The organism is Mesorhizobium prunaredense (genome assembly GCF_900156895.1).
GTDB classification, from domain to species: Bacteria; Pseudomonadota; Alphaproteobacteria; order Rhizobiales; family Rhizobiaceae; genus Mesorhizobium; species Mesorhizobium prunaredense.
On sequence record NZ_FTPD01000067.1, the window covers coordinates 400,093 to 415,255 of the forward strand.

The following is a 15,163-nucleotide window of genomic DNA, read 5'->3' on the forward strand; positions in this document are numbered from 1 at the left end:
TGAAGCGGACGTAGGCGGTATGGGCTATGGGGTTTGTTTTGCACGACTATCAGACGACACTTAGATCGCGTGCGACGCTGACGGGCACCGGTGTTCACAGCGGCAATTCTGTTACCGTTCATTTCCTGCCGGCAGACGCTGATACGGGTGTCGTGTTCCAGCTTTCGAATGGAAGCGAAGTCCGGGAGTTCCGTGCGCTCGTTTCCGAGGTCGGCGCTACCGATCTGTGCACCATGCTCGGCGATCCGGCAGGCGAGCACATCGCCACAGTCGAACATCTGATGGCCACGGTTTTCGGGCTCGGCATCGACAATGTCGTCATCGAGATCGACGGCCGTGAGGTTCCGATCCTTGACGGCAGCGCCATGGCGTTCGTCGAGGCCATCGACCAGGCGGGCATCGATACGCTGCCGATCAAGCGCCGCTACATCAGGGTGGTCAAGCCGGTTCGCATCGAGAACGGTGCCTCCTGGGCGGAGTTCAGGCCCTATGACGGCACGCGATTCGAAATCGAGATCGATTTCGAAAGCCCGGCGATCGGCCGTCAGCTGTTTGCATCCGACATGAACGCCGACATTTTTCGCCGCGATATCGCGCGGGCCCGTACCTTTGGTTTCATGAAGGACGTCGAGCGGCTGTGGGCAGCCGGCTATGCGCTCGGCTCCTCGCTGGAAAACTCCCTGGTGATCGGCGACGACAACCGCGTGATCAACATCGGAGGTTTGCGCTATCCCAACGAGTTCGTGCGCCACAAGACGATGGACGCCATGGGCGATCTGGCGCTGGCCGGCGCCCGGTTCATTGGCTGCTTCCGTTCCTATCGCGGCGGCCACAGGTTGAATGCGGCAGCGCTGCGGCGCCTTTTGTCGGACCGCTCGGCCTTCGAGATCGTCGAGACGACACGCCGCGAGCGCGGTCGCACCGTCGAAAAGAGCGCCGTCTATGCACCTGTCTACGCGCCCTGGATGATCTGATTCTTAACGTTTTCGGGTATTATGGCCGCCGGCCTGTGTTGCATGAATGCACCATCGGCCGGCGAAATCACGCAAGTGTGCGGGCTGCGCCAGGCTGCCACAAAAATGTGCGAATGGCCGGAGATAGCGTTGCCGGGCACGGCGATTATGGTTATGCCTGCTGCCCCAGGGCGAAATGTCGACTGAAATGACGCCGAAAGGGCGGAATCCAATCATGTTCTTCAAGCGAATTGGTCAATCGAAAGCGCCGCATCGGGCTGTTTTCCTGGCGCTTTCGGTGGTTGTTCCATCGCTGTTCCTGTCGGCCTGCATGTCGTCCGAAAAGGATGTCGACCTGTCGACCTATGTCGAGCAGACCGAGCCGGCAGACGTTCTCTACAATCAGGGCCTCGCCAATCTGAATGCCGGGCGCCTGCAGGAGGCGAGCCGCAAATTCAGTGCGGTCGACCGCCAGCATCCTTATTCCGAATACGCCCGCAAATCGATGGTGATGGGCGCCTTTGCCGACTATCGCCAGGGCAACTATACCGAGGCGATCGGTTCGGCCAAGCGCTATCTCACGCTCTATCCGTCGACCGACGACGCTGCCTATGCCCAGTACATCATCGGGCTCAGCTACTACCGGCAGATCAGGGATGTCACCCAGGACCAGAAGGAAGCGCGTCAGACCGTGCAGACGATGCAGGATCTGGTGACGCGCTGGCCCGATTCCGAATATGTCGACGACGCCCAGGAAAAGATCCGCTTCGCCAACGACCAGCTCGCCGGCAAGGAGATGCAGATCGGCCGCTACTATCTCGAGCGCCGAGAATACATCGCCGCCGTCAAGCGGTTCCGCGTCGTGGTGGAGACCTATTCCAACACGCGCCATGTCGAGGAAGCGCTCGCGCGCCTTACCGAAACCTATTACGCGATGGGGCTGACATCGGAAGCGCAGACTGCCGCTGCCGTGCTTGGCACCAACTATCCCGACAGCGTGTGGTACAAGGATTCCTACAAGCTCCTGCAGACTGGTGGGCTGGAGCCGCGCGAGAATGCGGGCTCGTGGATCGCCAAGGCCGGGAAGCTGATCACCGGCGCCTGAGCGGCGCGTCACCATGCTTTCCAGACTGTCGATCCGCGATATCGTTCTGATCGAGAAGCTGGACATCGACTTCTCGTCCGGTCTTTCAGTGTTGACCGGCGAAACCGGTGCTGGAAAATCCATCCTGCTCGACGCGCTGTCGCTGGCGCTTGGCGCCCGCGGCGACGCCTCGCTGGTGCGGCATGGCGCGGCACAGGGCCAGATCATCGCCGTGTTCGACGTGCCGCGCAACCATCCTGCCCGCATGCTGCTTGCCGACAACGCCATCGAGGACGATGGCGACATCATTCTGCGCCGCGTGCAGACGGCGGACGGCCGTACCCGCGTCTTCGTCAACGACCAGCCTTCCAGCGTGACACTGATGCGCGATGTCGGTCACGCGCTGGTCGAGATCCACGGCCAGCATGACGAGCGAGCCCTGGTCGATCCCGGCGCCCATCGCGAATTGCTCGACAGTTTTGGCGGTCATCTCGGCGCTGTGCGGGCGACCGGCGAGGCATGGCGGTACTGGCGGGCCTGCGAGCAGGAGCTTTCGCGGCATCGCGCCAAGGTGGAAGCGGCGGCCCGTGAGGCCGACTATCTGCGCGCCGCGGTCGCCGAATTGACGAAGCTCGACCCCCAGCCCGGCGAGGAAGCCGAGCTTGCCGAGCTGCGCGCCTCGATGATGCGGGCGGAAAAGATCGCCTCGGAAATCCACGATGCGCAAGATGTGCTCTCGGGCCCGTCTTCACCCCTGCCGCAACTCGCCAGCCTGTTGCGGCGGCTGCAGCGCAAGGTGACCGAGGCGCCCGGCCTGCTCGACGATGTTGTCAGATCGCTCGATGAGGCGATGCTTTCGCTCGACGCAGCGCAATCGGGCGTGGAAGCGGCACTTCGCGCCACCGAATACGATCCGCGGCGGCTGGAACAGGCCGAGGAGCGGCTGTTTTCGCTGCGCGCCGCCTCACGCAAGCACAGTGTGGCGGTCGACGATCTGGCGCAATTGCGCGATACGATGGCCGCCGATCTCGCCGATCTCGACGCCGGCGAGGAGCGCCTGCACGGGCTGCAGAAGCAAGCCGCCGCCGCGCGCGAAACCTATGACATTTCCGCAGCCCAGCTTTCGTCGCATCGCCATGCGGCGGCGGTCGGATTGACCAAGGCGGTGATGGCCGAACTGCCGGCGCTGAAGCTCGAACGGGCAGCCTTCATCGTCGAGATGGCAAGCGAGGCCGAGAGCCGCACGGAAGATGGCATCGACCAGGTCGAGTTCTGGGTGCGTACCAATCCCGGCACAAGACCGGGCCCGATGATGAAAGTCGCCTCCGGTGGCGAACTTTCGCGGTTCCTGCTGGCGCTGAAGGTGGCGCTGGCCGACCGCGGCTCGGCGCCGACCCTGGTGTTCGATGAAATCGACACCGGCGTTGGCGGCGCGGTGGCGGACGCCATCGGCCAAAGGCTGGCGCGGCTGTCGAAGCGCGTGCAGGTGCTTTCGGTCACGCACGCGCCGCAAGTGGCGGCACGCGCGGCGACGCATTTCCTGATCTCCAAATCCGGCGGCGCCGATCGTGTCGCCACCGGCATTGCCGAGATGGATCGGGCGGCGCGCCAGGAAGAGATCGCGCGGATGCTCGCCGGAGCGACCATCACCGACGAGGCGCGTGCGGCCGCCGAGCGGCTGCTTCGCGAAAACACCGCGGCCTAAAGCGCGTCGCATTTGAACGGATTCATGTGACGCGCTTTAGGTTCTTGTTTTTATGCATGTCGTTATCGCAAAACCGCTGCGCACTTTTGCGCGACATGCATTAGCGGAGCTCATGCTCGGCGTTGTGGATCGAGTCAGGATGTGGCTCCATCCTGCTGTTCAGCAATGATTTTCCCGTGCCTGGTCTCTCCCTTATGAGAGAATCCTGTTCTATTGTGTCGCGCCACCGCTACAGCGCCGCGCGTCCTTTCGGACGCGCAAAGGACGCTGTAGCAATTTGATTTTTGCGCATGATCCTTTCCGAAGATCGTTCCGATCTTCGGGGTCATGCGCCAGGGAGCGGTGCATGGCCGAAATACCAGTCGATTCGCTCAGCGAAAGCGAGGCCGCAAGCGAGTTGAAGCGGCTGGCGGCGGAGATCGCCGAGCACGACCGGCGCTACCACACCGAGGATGCACCGATAATCACGGACGCGGAATATGACGCGCTGACGCGGCGCAACCTCGCCATCGAACAGCGCTTCCCCGCTTTGGTGCTAGAGGATTCGCCGTCGCTCCGAGTGGGCGCGCCACCGGCGGAAGGCTTTGCCAAGGTGCGCCATGCGGTGCCGATGCTCAGTCTCGCCAAGGCCTATACCGACCAGGACGTCACCGACTTCATCGAGCGCGGCCGGCGATTCTTTGACCGCGACAAGGATCTGGACATCGCATTCACGGCTGAGCCGAAGATCGACGGGCTGTCGGCGTCCCTGCGTTATGAAGGCGGTGTGTTCGTGCAAGGCGCAACGCGCGGTGACGGCAATGTCGGTGAGGACATCACCGCCAATCTCAGGACAATCGCCGACATCCCCAAGCACCTGAAAGGCTCAGGCTGGCCTGACATCATCGAGATACGCGGCGAGGTCTACATGACCTATGCGGAATTCGAGGCGCTGAAGGAACGGTCGGCGGCGGTTGGCGGCCAGGATTACGTCAATCCGCGCAATACGGCGGCCGGATCCCTGCGTCAGAAGGATCCTTCGGTTACGGCAAGCCGCAACCTCAAGTTCTTTGCCTACGCTTGGGGCTACACGTCCGAGGATCCCGCTCCGACTCAATACGGTTCAGTGCAAAAATTCGCTGAGTGGGGGTTCAAGATCAGTCCGCTGATGGTGCGAGCGAGATCGGTCGAGGAACTGGTCGCGCACTACCACCTGATCGAGGCCCGGCGCTCGTCGCTTGGGTACGACATCGACGGCGTCGTCTATAAGGTAGACCAGTTGGAATTGCAGCGCAGATGGGGTTTCGTCACCGGCGAGCCACGCTGGGCCATCGCCCACAAATTTCCGGCCGAACAGGCGATGACAACCGTGCTTAGGATCGACATTCAGGTCGGCCGTACCGGCACACTGGCGCCCGTTGCGCGGCTTGCGCCCGTCACGGTTGGCGGCGTCGTGGTCGAAAATGTCACGCTCCACAACGAAGACTACATCAAGGGTCTGGACAGTAACGGCCAGCCGATCCGCGACGGCTACGACGTGCGTATCGGCGACACTGTGGTCATCCAGCGGGCAGGCGACGTCATTCCGCAGATCGTCAGCGTCGTCATCGACAAGCGTCCGCCCGATGCCGTGCCTTACGAATTCCCGCACACCTGTCCGATCTGCGGCTCACCGGCGACGCGCGAGATCAACGAGAAGACTGGCAAGGAAGATTCCCGCCGACGCTGCACCGGCGAACTGATCTGCCCCGCGCAGGCCGTGGAAGGATTGCGCCACTTTGTGTCACGCGGCGCCATGGATATCGAAGGCTTGGGCGCTGAAAACATAGACCTGTTCTTCAATGGGGGATTGATCAAGACAGCCGCCGATATCTTCACTCTCAGGGATCGCCGTCCCGCCGTCACCAAGGCGCTGGCCGAGCGGCGCGAGGAGCAGGCCAAGCAGCGCGAGGCCGCATCGGGCAAGACGCGGAAGAATGTACGCGGTGTCGAGGAGCGCAATTACGAAGGCCTCGACAAGCTCTTCGCTGCCATCGACGCTCGCCGCGAACCCGAATTGGACCGCTTCATCTTCGCGCTGGGCATCCGCCATATCGGCGAAACGACGGCAGCCGTGCTTGCCCGAACCTTCTCGACCATCGAAGAGGTGATCCGCATCGGCAAGGAGACAGCAGCGGCAGCCGATCCGCACACCGTTTTCCCATCGATCAACGGCATCGGCGACACGGTGATAGGCGCGCTTCGCGATTTCTTCGGCAATGAACGCAACGACGACGTGCTTGAAGCGCTGCTCGCACAGGTCCACCCGAAGCCGTACATTGTCAACGTCTCGGCCGACAGCGTAGTCGCCGGCAAGACGATCGTGTTTACAGGTACGCTCGAGAAGATGACGCGCCCCGAGGCCAAGGCGATGGCCGAACGTCTCGGCGCGAAGGTCGCGGGCTCGGTTTCCGCGAAGACCGATCTCGTCGTGGCCGGACCAGGTGCGGGCTCCAAGCTCAAGCTCGCCACCGAGCTCGGCATCGAAGTGATCGATGAGGATGCGTGGTTGGCGCGGATCGGCAAGGCGTGACGGTGGCATTTAACGGTTTCGGCCAAAAGGCCATTCCCTTCCTCAAGGCGCTCGATTTTCACCAGAGCCGGGAGTGGTTTCTGGAAAACCGCGACCTTTTCGAAGGCGAGCTGCGCGACCCCTTCGGCGATCTGGTCGAAACGCTCTCCGAGCGCTTCGCGGCGGCAGGGCTGGGTTTGCGCGGCGATCGCAAGAAGTCGCTGTTCCGGATCAATCGCGACGTGCGTTTCGCCAGGGACAAGCGGCCCTACAACCGGCATCTGTCGGCAATCCTCTCGCCTGACGGCACCAAGATGGAACAGGGCGTGTTCTTCGTCCATATCGGGCTTGAGCGCTGCTTTGCCGGCGTTGCCTGGTGGCAGCCCGGACCGGCGCTGCTGCTGGCGATGCGCAACGCCATCGCGACGCGGCCGGGTGAATTCCGGGCGCTGATCGAGGCGCTGAAGCAAAACCGCCTCGAACTCGACGCGGAAGGCTGCATGAAGCGAGCGCCACGCGGCTTCGAGCATGTCACGGCGGCCGATCTCGCGGCGGCCATCCGCAACCGGCATTTCGCCGTCCGGCACGAAGTCGACCCGGCGGGAATCCACGCACCGGCGCTGGTCGACGAGCTTGTCGATTTCGCCTTGCGCGCCAAGCCGCTGCTCGACTGGGGCAGGGCGATCGAAGCCAAGGTCCCGGTGGACTGAGCACTGGCCGAAACGCGCACGCCTGAACCTGCGACCAGGGATCACTTCCGCTGATCGTTGGCTCAAGCGAATTGGTGTGACAAGGCTGACAGCGCTCCCTACATACGATCTTTCTCCCCGCATCGGCCCGAAAATCGGGATCGATTTTCGGATGGCCCGACGCGTGGATTCAAAGTGTTAGAGCGTCCTTTGCTCGTCCAAAAGGACGAGCGGCGCTCTAAGGAGTGGCTGATGTCGGCGGAAGCAATCTCCGAAAACCGCGCAAAAAGCGATTTCTGGCAAGGCGTGCGGCTCAGCCTGCCTGTCGTGGTGGCGGCGGCGCCGTTTGGACTGCTGTTCGGGGCGCTCGCCGTCGACAACGGCTTTTCGGTGCTTGAAGCCTTGCTGATGAGCGCCATGGTTTTCGGCGGCGCCAGCCAGATGGTCGGCATCGAATTGTTCGGGCAGCATGTCGCGCCATGGCTCATCGTGCTGTCGATCTTCGCCGTGAATTTCCGCCATGTGCTCTACTCCGCGGGTATCGGCCGCCGCATCGCGCACTGGCCGCCGGTGCAGCAGGCGGTCGGCTATTTCCTGCTCACCGATCCGCAGTTCGCGGTGGCCGAGCGCAAGGCGGAGGCCGGCGAGACGGTCGGCTTCGCCTGGTATATGGGGCTTGGCCTGCCGGTCTATGTGTTCTGGGTGGCCGAAAGCGCGCTCGGCGCGGCGTTCGGCAGGCTCATTCCCGATACCCATGCGCTGGGCATCGATTTCCTGCTGCCGATCTATTTCCTCGGACTGGTGATGGGCTTTCGCAAGCGGCCACTGTGGCTGCCGGTGGTCATCGCCAGCGCTGCTGCCTCCATCATTGCCTACAAGACGGTGGGCTCGCCCTGGCACGTCTCGATTGGCGCCGTGGCCGGGGTGCTGCTCGCGGTCATTCTGCCGCCGCGCCACAGCGGCGTGGAGGGGCGGCCATGAGCACGACCTTGTGGATCATCATCGCCGGCGCGATAGCGACCTATCTGACCCGCATCGGCGGCCATCTGGTGATCTCGCGCTTCGAAAACATCCATCCGCGCGTCGAGGCGGGGCTGAACGCCGTGCCTGCCGCGGTGCTGACGACGCTGGTGGCGCCGGCAGCACTTGGCGCCGGGCCGGCGGAATGGGCGGCATTGATCGTCGCCGGGCTGGTCTCGCTGCGCGGCGGGCTTATGGCGATGTTTTTGGCCGGCGCCGCCGTGCTGGTGCTGGCCCGGCAGTTCGTCGGGTAGACGAAACCCCTACACGAAAAATCAAATCTTCTGGTCGTGCGGCAGCGGTGCGGTTGCCTTTTCCAGCCAGGCCAGCGCCTCGCCGTCGAGCATCGGCCCGATCTCGGCCAGCACGCGGGCGTGGTATGTGTCGAGCCAATGCAGCTCGTCGCGCGTCAAAAGATCCGACCGCACCAGCCTGGTGTCGATCGGCGCCAGCGTCAGTGTCTCGAAGCCGTGCATGGCGATGTCGCCGCCCTCTATCGGCTCGGCCGGCGTCACCAGGATGAGATTCTCGATGCGAATGCCGTAAGAACCCTCCTTATAGTAGCCCGGCTCGTTGGAGACGATCATGCCCGCCAGCAGCTTTTCGGTGCCGGTCCTGGCGATGCGTTGCGGGCCCTCGTGCACGGCCAGATAGGAGCCGACGCCATGGCCGGTGCCATGAGCGAAATCGCAGCCATGTTTCCACAGCGCAAGGCGCGCCACGGCATCGATCTCGGAGCCGCGCGTGCCCGGGGGAAAGCGCAGCATGGAAATGCCGATCATGCCCTTCAGCACCAGCGTGAAGCGTTCGCGCATTTCCTCGGTCGGCGTGCCGATCGGCACGGTGCGGGTGATGTCGGTGGTGCCGTCCTGATACTGCCCGCCCGAATCGAGCAGGAACAGTTCGCCAGACTGAAGCTTTCGGCTGGTGGCGCGGGAAACGCGGTAGTGCATGATGGCGCCGTTCGGGCCGGCGCCGGCGATGGTGTCGAAGGACACGTCGCGCAGCGGCATCTGTGTTTCCTCGCCGGTGCTGCGGCGGCACTCCTCGAGCTTGGTGACGACCGCGATCTCGTCGAGCTTGCCGGGTTCCTGGCGGTCGAGCCAGCAAAGCAGCTTGGCCACCGCGGCGCCATCGCGGCGATGCGCGGCGCGGGCGCCGTTGATCTCGGCCTGGTTTTTCGTCGCGCGTGGAATGCGGGCAGGGTCTGGCGCGGCAATGACGGTGCCGCCATTGTCCTCGACCAGCATCCTGAGCTTCTCCGCCGCCAGCACCGGATCCAGCGCGATCTTCGCGCCGCCTTTGGCCAGGGCTGCGATAACAGCTTCGAATTCACCGGGTTGGTGCAATTCGGCGAGCTGCGTCAGATAGGCCGCGACGGTGCGTGAAAACTTGCGCTGATCCATGAAAAGCAGGTGCGATCGATCGGCGGCGAGCACGGCGAAGCCGAGCGCCAGCGGGGTGTGCGGCACGTCGCCACCGCGGATGTCGAAGGCCCAGGCGATGGAGGACGGGTCGGTCAGCACGGCATGAGTGGCGCCGTCCTTGCCGATGGCCTCGGCCAGCCGTGCCAGCTTGTCCTTGGCCAGTTCGCCGGCAAAGCCAATCGGATGAATCTCGACCGGGGCCAGCGGCGGTTCGGGCTGGTCCTCCCAGATGGCGTCGATCGGATTCTTATCGAGCGGCACCAATGTCGCCCCCGATTTTTCGGCCGACGCTTTCAGCGCTTTCACGTCGCCGATCGTCTGCAGCCACGGATCGAAGCCAAGCCGCACGCCCTTGCCGAGATTGTCCTTGATCCAGGTGGCGGGCGGATTGTCGACCAGGCTTTCGATCGAGAAGATGTCGAGATCGACCTCCTGGCGCACCTGCAGCGTGTAGCGGCCGTCGATGAACATAATGGCACGGTCGCCGAGCACGATGGCGACGCCGGCCGAACCGCTGAAGCCGGTCAGCCATTTCAGCCGCGCCGAGCGGTCGGCGACATATTCGCCCTGATGCTCGTCGGCACGAGGCACGATGAAGCCATCCAGCCCATTGGCCGCCAACCATTGACGCAGCAACGCCACACGCGGCTTGCCGACGGCGGGGTCGCCTGCGGAATCAAAGGTCTGGAACATCATGGCCTCTCCTCGGATGCTGGCGCGACCGTAGCGCATGACCCCGAAAATCGGAATCGACTTTTGCTGCGCCGATCTTCGGTCCGGATTCGATCCAACAGGGCAATCGCTTCAGGTCTGCGCTGCCCCTCATTGCCCTGCCCGTCCTCCGCAGCTGCTGCGCCGCAGCTGCGGAGGGTGGACCGGGCATTTCTCACGGGGAGAAAGACGCTATCACCAATGATTTTCGCCAATTGTCGGCGGTGCAGAAAGGGCGGCGAGGTTGCGGCAATTCTCCCCGTCACTATACGGGGAGAAGGTGCCGGCAGGCGGATGAGGGGCGGCGCCGGCATCGACAGTGGCCATCGACGTGCGCTTTTGCGCATGGACGCCATGCAGAATCGGCGATTTTCAAAAAGGTCAGCAGACCTTACCTTTTCCACGTGGAGGAACGAGTCTTACTGCCCTGCAAAGGAGACCATCATGTCCACGATTTCAGCCAGACGCGGATTTTTCAGAAGCGCCATGAACGCTCTCATCGAAGCGCGCCAGCGCGAAGCGCGTCGTTATGTGAGCGGCGTTCTGCTTGGCTTTAACGACGAAACGCTGAAAGCGAACGGCTACGATCGCGAAGAACTGAAGAAGGCGGCAAGGTCGCGCTATGTCTGAGCGAATTTGCGGCTTGCGTTGGAAGGCGCTACGCGTCACCGCTTGAGGTGGATCGTCACCCAGCCTTCGCGATGCAAGGTCCTGACATGGCGGAACTGCTGGCCGACATAGGCCGAGATCACCGCGTCGCGCTGCCGGTCGAGGATGCCTGACAGCACGATCGATCCGCCCAAGGCGATATGCCTGGCCATTTCGGGCGCCAGCCGCATCAGCGGCCGCGCCAGTATATTGGCGACGATGAGGCCAAAAGGCCCGCGCGCGGCAAAAATCGGATGGTGGAAGCCCGGCGCCGTCACCGTCTCCACCAGCGCCTTGACGTGGTTGAGCCGCGCGTTGGCGGCGGCGACTTTTGTGGCGACCGGATCGATGTCGGTCGCCAGCACCGGAATATGGGCGAGCTTGGCCAGCGCGATGGCCAGCACCGCGCTGCCGGTGCCGAGGTCGAGCGCGTTGCGCGGGCGCTCGCGCCGCACGACCTGTTCCAGCATTTCGAGGCAGCCGGCGGTGGTGCCGTGATGACCGGTGCCAAAGGCGAGGCCCGCTTCGATCTCGATGGCGAGCTCGCCGCTGTGGCGCTTCCTGCGGTCATGCGCACCGTGGACGAAGAAACGGCCGGCGCGCACCGGCTTCAGTCCCTCCAAAGAACGTTTCACCCAATCGATGTCAGGCACGGGCTCGCGCGCAATCGGCCTCGACAGGGCCAGCCCGGCAAGGATCTCCTTCAAGCGCGCCTCCACGGCATCGACATCGCCGTCGGCATAGAGTGACACTTCGTGGATGTCGCGGTCCTCGTCGACTTCGACCAAGCCAATCGGCAGGCCCTCATCTTCGAATGCCGCTTCGAACGCCGCGAAGATACGGTCGGCCTCGATCTTTCCAGTGGTGAAATAAAGCCGCGTTTGGGTCATCAAACGATTTTCTTTGTGAACATGATCTTATCCGAAAACCGTTTCCCACTTTTCGCTGGCGCGGACCTTCGGTACGGGATCATGCACTAGCCTGCCGCCGCCAGGCGCTTGAGCTTGGCGATGGCGGCGTCCGGGCTTTCGCCATAAGCGATGGTGCCGGCGAAATCGCCCCTGGCGTTGAGCAGCAGCACCGAAGCGGTGTGGTCCATCGTGTAGTCGCCGTTGCCGGTATCGACCTTTTTCGAATAGATGCCGAAGGATTTGGCCATGGCGCGGACCTTGTCCGGGTCGCCAGTGATGCCGAGGATGCGATCGGAGAAGTTGCTGATATAAGCGTTCATGATTTCGGGCGTGTCGCGCTCCGGGTCGACCGTCACGAAATAGGCGCGCAGGTTCTTGCCATCGTCACCCATCGTCTTCAGCCAGCCGGCCAGTTCGAACAGCGTGGTCGGGCAGACTTCCGGGCAGTGGGTGAAGCCGAAGAAGACGACGCTGGGGTGGTCGCGAAAGGCAGCCTCGGTGACCGGAGCGCCCTTCTGGTCGACCAGCGTGAACGGCGCGCCGAACGGCTCGCCGCCATAATGCCCACGGTACCAGTCGAAGGTGAGCCAGCCGATGCCCGCCGCCATCAGGACGAGAATGCCGACCAGTATTGAACGCATCATCAATTGGCTGTCCGTCGCGATTTTCATTGGCGCCGTATCGGCGCCTTTGCACTTTGTTGGGCGAACACTCTTAACGGTTTGATCTCGCTCGCGCAAAGATGTCGCGTTGCCGCAACCGGCTTTCCCTTAAAAAATGATCCGCTTGCAAAGTGCTGCCCGCCGTCCCACCTGAGGTCGGCAAAACTCGAACGGCAGGAGGCTTCCTTGCAAGGACTGATTGGGCAAGGACTGATTGGGCGAAAACTGATCGCCGGCGCTTTGGCCGCGTGCCTTGTCGTCGGTGCTGGTGCGGCTGTCGCCCAGGAGGTCGGCAAGGTCGGCGTCGACTGGCTAGGCAACGACATCATCATCGAGGCGATCAAGGACCCGAAGGTCGAAGGCGTGACCTGCCATGTCTCCTATTTCGACCGTGGCGTGATCGATCGCCTGCAAAAGGGCAACTGGTTCGAGGACCCATCCGATTCCTCGATCGCCTGCCGCCAAACCGGGCCGATCACCATCGGCGACATCGACATGAGCGAGGCCGGCGAGGAGGTGTTCAAGCAGGGCATCAGCCTGATCTGGAAGAAACAGGTGGTGAACCGCATCTACGATAAAGCCAACGAGACCCTGATCTATCTGTCGCATTCGCGCCAGGTGCAGGACGGTTCAGCGAAGATGTCGGTCACCACGGTGCCGCTCTATGGCCAGAACGTGGTGTGGAGCAACGGCAAGCCGAAATAGGCTCTGGAACAGGTGACGGACGATTGCTCCCGCTTGCGGGACCAGTCGCTCGGGCGTAAAGCCGCCGGCATGGACCGTCCCGAAAATCTTGTCCTGAAAGACCCCGAGCCGCGCATCCATCCGACCGCGGAATTGAAGGCATGCAAGCTTGGGCGCTACGCCTCGATCGGCGAGCGGGTCATCTTGCGCGAAGTCATAGTGGGTGACTTCTCCTATTTCGAGCGCCACGCCGAGGCGATCTACACGACAACAGGCAAGTTCTGTTCGATCGCCGCCAACAGCCGCATCAACGCGCTCGAGCATCCGATCGATCGGTTGACCCAGCACAAGGTCAGCTACCGGCCAAACGAGTATTTTCGCTGGCTCGGCGTCGATGCGGCGTTCCGCGAACGGCGGCGGGCGACGTCCGTCACCATCGGCCACGACGTCTGGATCGGCCATGGCGCGGTGATCATGCCTGATGTGACCATCGGCAATGGCGCGATCGTCGGCGCCAATGCGGTGGTGACGCGCGATGTACCTGCCTATGCGATCGTCGCCGGGGTTCCGGCCAAGCCGCTGCGCCAGCGTTTTGCCGAGAAAACCGCTGCGCGGATTGAAAGCCTCTGCTGGTGGGACTGGTCGGTCGAAAAGCTCGCCAGGGCCATTCCCGACATGCAGGCGCTTTCCATCGAGGCCTTCCTCGACCGCTGGGAGCACGAAATCCCGTGATCCTTGCGGGTCTCTGAACGGCTACGTCGGTGAAAGGAGGGAACCCGGAGCGGATGCCGGTTGTTTCTCCTGCCATGATGGAGAAGCTTTTCACCAGGATCGCCAACTATGTTGCGCATCTAGCCGGTCTGCCGTCGACATTCGCCGTCTGCTTCCTGATCATCGTTGCCTGGGGGGCAAGCGGACCGATGTTCGGGTTTTCCGATACATGGCAGCTCATCATCAACACCGGCACGACGATCGTCACCTTCCTGATGGTGTTCCTTATCCAGAACACCCAGAACCGCGATGGCGCCGCGATTCAGACGAAACTCGACGAGTTGATCCGGGTCGGCAAAGCTCACAATACTTTTATCGGCATCGAGCACCTGACCGAATCCGAGGTCGAGGAGATCCGTAGAAAATGTGAACAGGCGGCAAAACGGCATGATACGGCGGTCAAGAAAGCCGCTGCGCAAAAGCACGGCTCGAAGACGCATGTGGCGTGAGCGTCAGCTTTCCATGAACGCCGCGAAAGCGTCCTTGTGGTCCGGGTGCCAGCGCGACAGAGCAGGGCGGTTGTCGATGATGTCGCCGATCGCCCAGGCCATGCGCTTTTCGTCCATGGGCCGCGTCGCTTCGTTGTCAGGACAAAGAATGTAGAAATCGCCGCGCACCAGCGAGGCCAGCATGAAGTCGATCACCTGCTCGCCGGTCCAGGCGCCGGCGGGCTTTTCGGTCGCACCTTCGGTCAGGCCGGTAAAAGTGAACCCCGGAATGAGCAGATGCGCGGCGATGTTGGCGCCGGGCTCGTTACGCAGCGCATGTGCCAGGCCTTCGGTAAAGCTCTTCACGCCGGATTTGGAGACGTTGTAGGCAAGGTTGCCGGGTGGTGTTGTGATGCCTTGCTTGGAGCCGGTGTTGACGATCAGGCCCGGTTTTCCTGCAGCCAGCATGCGTGGCACGAAGGCCTCGACGCCATGGACGACGCCCCAGAAATTGATGTCCAGCAGCCGTTTCCAGCCGTCGCGGTTCTCCCAGGGCTTGCCGGGGTTGCTGCCGACGCCGGCATTGTTCATCAACAGCGACACGCCGCCGAAGGCATCGAATGACTTTTCGGCCAGCCGGTCGACGTCGTCGGCTTTCGAGACGTCGGTGGCGACAGCAAGCACGGCGCTGCCGCCGGCAATCGTGGCAACGGCGCGGGAAGCCTCATCGAGCCGCGCGCCGCCGATGTCCGCAAGCACGATTTTCAGGCCCATTGCCGCCAGCCGCCTGGCCGCGGCAAGGCCGATGCCGCTGGCACCGCCGGTGATGACGGCTACGCTGCCGGAGCCAAGGGCAGGCAAAGCGCTCTGGATTTCGGCGTCGGTGGTCATCGATGGTGTCCTCGTTCAGGTTGCGCCGAACTTAACGCGGCGACAGACT

At 63.0% G+C, this 15,163-nt stretch carries 15 protein-coding genes; 11 read left to right on the top strand and 4 right to left on the bottom strand.

Annotation, left to right across the window (positions count from 1 at the left end; translation table 11 throughout):
• Window positions 1-26 precede the first annotated feature (26 nt).
• The 7 genes from lpxC (at window position 27) to BQ8794_RS31195 (ending at window position 8,235) form a co-directional block, all read left to right on the top strand.
• A complete protein-coding gene (lpxC, locus tag BQ8794_RS31165) occupies window positions 27-974 on the top strand; it encodes a UDP-3-O-acyl-N-acetylglucosamine deacetylase (RefSeq protein ID WP_077383199.1) in 948 nt (315 codons plus the stop codon).
• Between the two features lie 214 nt (window positions 975-1,188).
• Window positions 1,189-2,058 (top strand): outer membrane protein assembly factor BamD, encoded by an 870-nt coding sequence (locus tag BQ8794_RS31170; RefSeq protein WP_077383532.1) that lies wholly within the window; start codon window positions 1,189-1,191, stop codon window positions 2,056-2,058.
• 13 nt (window positions 2,059-2,071) lie between these two features.
• Window positions 2,072-3,742, top strand: coding sequence for a DNA repair protein RecN (gene recN / locus BQ8794_RS31175; protein ID WP_077383201.1), 1,671 nt, complete (start codon window positions 2,072-2,074; stop codon window positions 3,740-3,742).
• A 346-nt stretch (window positions 3,743-4,088) separates the two neighbouring features.
• Window positions 4,089-6,293 (top strand): NAD-dependent DNA ligase LigA, encoded by a 2,205-nt coding sequence (gene ligA / locus BQ8794_RS31180; RefSeq protein WP_077383204.1) that lies wholly within the window; start codon window positions 4,089-4,091, stop codon window positions 6,291-6,293.
• On the top strand, window positions 6,290-6,982 hold the full coding sequence (locus tag BQ8794_RS31185; RefSeq protein WP_077383207.1) for a DUF2461 domain-containing protein: 693 nt from the start codon (window positions 6,290-6,292) through the stop codon (window positions 6,980-6,982). The genes ligA and BQ8794_RS31185 overlap by 4 nt, the downstream gene beginning before the upstream one ends.
• Window positions 6,983-7,213: 231 nt before the next feature.
• The gene (locus tag BQ8794_RS31190; RefSeq protein ID WP_077383534.1) at window positions 7,214-7,942 is read left to right on the top strand and encodes an AzlC family ABC transporter permease; all 729 of its coding nucleotides are present in this window, start codon (window positions 7,214-7,216) and stop codon (window positions 7,940-7,942) included.
• Window positions 7,939-8,235, top strand: a complete 297-nt coding sequence (locus BQ8794_RS31195; RefSeq protein ID WP_077383210.1) for an AzlD family protein — start codon at window positions 7,939-7,941, stop codon at window positions 8,233-8,235. Before BQ8794_RS31190 ends, BQ8794_RS31195 begins: the two co-directional genes overlap by 4 nt.
• 21 nt (window positions 8,236-8,256) lie before the next feature.
• Here the strand turns inward: BQ8794_RS31195 and BQ8794_RS31200 are convergent, their stop codons facing one another.
• A complete protein-coding gene (locus BQ8794_RS31200; RefSeq protein ID WP_174654562.1) occupies window positions 8,257-10,104 on the bottom strand; it encodes an aminopeptidase P family protein in 1,848 nt (615 codons plus the stop codon).
• A 459-nt stretch (window positions 10,105-10,563) separates the two neighbouring features.
• Between BQ8794_RS31200 and BQ8794_RS31205 the strand changes: the two genes are divergently transcribed.
• On the top strand, window positions 10,564-10,749 hold the full coding sequence (locus BQ8794_RS31205) for a hypothetical protein (protein ID WP_077383213.1): 186 nt from the start codon (window positions 10,564-10,566) through the stop codon (window positions 10,747-10,749).
• A gap of 35 nt (window positions 10,750-10,784) precedes the next feature.
• Here BQ8794_RS31205 and BQ8794_RS31210 read toward each other — a convergent pair whose 3' ends face one another.
• Complete coding sequence (locus tag BQ8794_RS31210; protein ID WP_077383215.1) at window positions 10,785-11,657, bottom strand: 50S ribosomal protein L11 methyltransferase; 873 nt, start codon at window positions 11,655-11,657, stop codon at window positions 10,785-10,787.
• Between the two features lie 86 nt (window positions 11,658-11,743).
• Entirely contained in the window at window positions 11,744-12,322 is a 579-nt protein-coding gene (locus tag BQ8794_RS31215; RefSeq protein WP_077383537.1) for an SCO family protein, read from the bottom strand.
• Window positions 12,323-12,526: 204 nt separating this feature from the next.
• Here BQ8794_RS31215 and BQ8794_RS31220 point away from each other — a divergent pair, with 204 nt between their 5' ends.
• The 3 genes from BQ8794_RS31220 to BQ8794_RS31230 all read left to right on the top strand — a co-directional run bounded on the left by BQ8794_RS31220 (window position 12,527) and on the right by BQ8794_RS31230 (window position 14,244).
• A complete protein-coding gene (locus BQ8794_RS31220; protein WP_077383217.1) occupies window positions 12,527-13,045 on the top strand; it encodes a CreA family protein in 519 nt (172 codons plus the stop codon).
• A gap of 69 nt (window positions 13,046-13,114) precedes the next feature.
• Entirely contained in the window at window positions 13,115-13,756 is a 642-nt protein-coding gene (locus BQ8794_RS31225) for an LbetaH domain-containing protein (protein ID WP_077383220.1), read from the top strand.
• Between the two features lie 77 nt (window positions 13,757-13,833).
• A complete protein-coding gene (locus BQ8794_RS31230) occupies window positions 13,834-14,244 on the top strand; it encodes a low affinity iron permease family protein (RefSeq protein WP_077383539.1) in 411 nt (136 codons plus the stop codon).
• A 3-nt stretch (window positions 14,245-14,247) separates the two neighbouring features.
• Here the strand turns inward: BQ8794_RS31230 and BQ8794_RS31235 are convergent, their stop codons facing one another.
• Window positions 14,248-15,114, bottom strand: coding sequence for an SDR family NAD(P)-dependent oxidoreductase (locus tag BQ8794_RS31235; RefSeq protein ID WP_077383222.1), 867 nt, complete (start codon window positions 15,112-15,114; stop codon window positions 14,248-14,250).
• Window positions 15,115-15,163: the final 49 nt, after the last annotated feature.